Origin of the sequence: Trinickia sp., assembly GCF_036503415.1 — a bacterium.
In the GTDB taxonomy this organism is placed as follows: Bacteria; Pseudomonadota; Gammaproteobacteria; order Burkholderiales; family Burkholderiaceae; genus Trinickia.
On sequence record NZ_DASXWY010000136.1, the window covers coordinates 1 to 2,607 of the forward strand.

The window sequence follows — 2,607 nt, forward strand, 5'->3', positions numbered from 1 at the left end:
GGAAGCGATCCGCCGACGACCTGATACTCGACGGCCTGATCGCCCGTATAGGTCAGGCCGTCGAGCGTCGTCGAAGCGACGGGTGTCGCGCCCGAATCGAACCCGACCGACCCGTCATATGTCTCGTCGAACGCGGACAGCACGTGACCGTAGTTTTGCTCCGAAGCAGTCGAAAAAATAACGCCCGCATGCACGGTGCCCGCGTCGTATTCGAGCGACCAGTCACCGCCCAGCGAGGCCGCGCCGGTTGCGTCGGTCGACGCCGCCACGTTCAATCCCGATATCGACGAGATCTGCTGAACGAGCGCCTTGCCGTCCGCATTGCCGGCGACGTCGCAGCCGTAAATCAAGAAGTCGCCGCCCGCCTTCATCGACGCGCCGATCTGCGCGAACTCCGAACTGTACGTCGACATATCGGCTTCGTTGATCCACGTGCTACCCACCTGAAACTCGCCCGTGGCGCCGTGCGACACGAGATGGATCGCGCTGACGCCGGGGTGTGCCTGCAGATACTGCTCGATTTGGACAAGCCCGTCCTTCGTCGAATCGAGCACGACGTACTGCGTGCCTGCCGGCAAGCCAGCGACGAGCGTTTGAAGATCGGTGACGTTCGAATTGATGAAGACGACTTGGCGATCCGCCGATTGCGCAACCGAATCCGTGAAGCCATGCACCGCGCGCGTCGCGCTAGCGTCGCCCGTAACGCCCGAAAACGGCGTGCTCATGTAGCCATGCCGTGCTGTGGCAGCTGCGTTTTGCGCGCCCGCTTCGCCCTGACCGGCGGCCACCGCCGCGGGTGTGAAGCCATGCACCGCACGCGTCGAGGTTGAAGCCGACGCGCCTTCGTGTGCGGTGCTCGCGGCATGTCCATCGACGTTCGTCGGATGCGGGGCGGCAGCAGCTGCCACTCCGATGGCTGCGGCCGATGCGTCATAGACGATGCGCGGCTCGAGCGCGACGATGAGCGGCGCCGGCATGGCGGTACATTCGCGGCGCGCGGTCGGGGCGGACCCGCGCATCGCGGCGAGAAGCTTCGAGAGGCTGGCGGCAAATCTCATCGCGTGATTTCCCCGACGGCGTGCCGGTGGCGGCACGCCTCAATTTATTTATCCCCGCGAGGGAAAAATCCCTTGCAAGGCGATGACGAAGGTAATGCCCAAGTACGGATTGCGCACCGAAAATGGCGTGCTGCCCCCGGCCATGCTGTTCTGCACCGACGGCGCAGAACCTTCCACCGTGACATTGAACGGCTGAAGTGTCGTATTGGGCGTCGAGGTACTGTAGAGCGCACCCTGGTGATTGCTGACGCTAACCGGCCCGAGCACCGCAGTTGTACCGGGAACCGCGCTTTGCGATGCCGTCGACGTGGTGGCCGGAATTGCGACGGAGCCCGTGGCCGAACCGCCGCTCGATACGGTCGCCGTGTGCGTATGCATTGGCATGTTCTGCGTCGTCAGCGTCGCATTCTCGATGCCGGCTTGCTCGCCGATGACAATGTTCGACAACCCCAGGCCCTGCCCCACGCCAACGGGGCTACGGCCCTGCATGTTCGGCAATTGAAAGGTCGTCGTGCCGTTGCCGCCGTAAACGGTGCCGAGCAAAGAGAACAACGCCTGATTTTGCGAAATCGCGATCGTTTGACCTGCACACAACGCCCAGCCGTAGGGAGCGTAGTTGAAGCCCACCATGCGGATTTCACCCAGGTACGGATCGCTCATCCAACACCTCCAGTCGAGTCAAGAATGGGGAAAAGATGCTCAATTGACGCCCCGCGAACCGGCGTCCATAGCCAGTGCATCGGCGCGACAGTGCACAACGACGGTAAGCGTCGATCGCCCGTCCCCGGTGGGCCGCGTCGGCGTGGCGAGCAGGTCCCACGCTCGGCCGCTCGGCGAGCCTATGCGATAAACGTCCTGGGGAGGGAAAACGCCCGCAGGCAACTCGAACGTAGCCGAGTAGCAGATGAAGCTGTCATCCATGGCAATGCCGGCGGGCGCGTGCGCGAGCACCGCCTCGACGGTATGCCCGTCGACGGAAGCGAAAGTGAAGCGTTGCCCGATCGCTTCGAGCAACTCGTCATGGGTCGGAATAGTCCGCAAGCAAGCCCCCGGTTCTTATTCGTTCTGTGATGCGTTATCTGTCTTGGTCGGCGTTGCCGGCCATGGCCTATCGTTTTGATACGTGATTCGCTTGGCTCACCACAACGCGAGCCTTGAATGTTCGCGCGTCGCCGCGCCTTGCACTACATCGCGCCCTCAGCCGCCAGCCCTGGTACAGGCACGGCGCGTTCATCGATGAACGGCGCGGCCGCACGCCGCATCTGCAGATACACCCCGTCCTCGCCGACCGCTTCGAACCCGAGTCGCCGATACAGTTCTTGCACCGGGTTGTCGATTTCGACGTACAACACCGCCGCCATCGCCCGTGCGGCCGCCTGCGCGACGAATGCACGGACGAGCCGCCCGCCGATACCCCCGCGTCGATAAGCGGGCAAGAGTGCGATATCGATCAACCGCGCCTCGGCCCCCTGCCAATCGTGATAAAGGCGTCCGATCGCGGTCTTGCCCAGCATGACTACATCGAAGCGGCCATGCGGGTAATGCCGAC

At 63.5% G+C, this 2,607-nt stretch carries 4 protein-coding genes; all 4 read right to left on the minus strand.

Features of this window, described 5'->3' with window-relative positions:
- Positions 1-1,058: DUF4347 domain-containing protein (locus VGL01_RS17445; RefSeq protein WP_331571488.1), on the minus strand; the 1,058-nt coding region annotated here is incomplete at its 3' end.
- Positions 1,059-1,106: 48 nt separating this feature from the next.
- On the minus strand, positions 1,107-1,718 hold the full coding sequence (locus tag VGL01_RS17450) for a phage tail protein (RefSeq protein ID WP_331571490.1): 612 nt from the start codon (positions 1,716-1,718) through the stop codon (positions 1,107-1,109).
- A 39-nt stretch (positions 1,719-1,757) separates the two neighbouring features.
- Positions 1,758-2,099 (minus strand): DUF6916 family protein, encoded by a 342-nt coding sequence (locus VGL01_RS17455; RefSeq protein ID WP_331571492.1) that lies wholly within the window; start codon positions 2,097-2,099, stop codon positions 1,758-1,760.
- Positions 2,100-2,242: 143 nt separating this feature from the next.
- Positions 2,243-2,607: GNAT family N-acetyltransferase (locus tag VGL01_RS17460; RefSeq protein WP_331571494.1), on the minus strand; the 365-nt coding region annotated here is incomplete at its 5' end.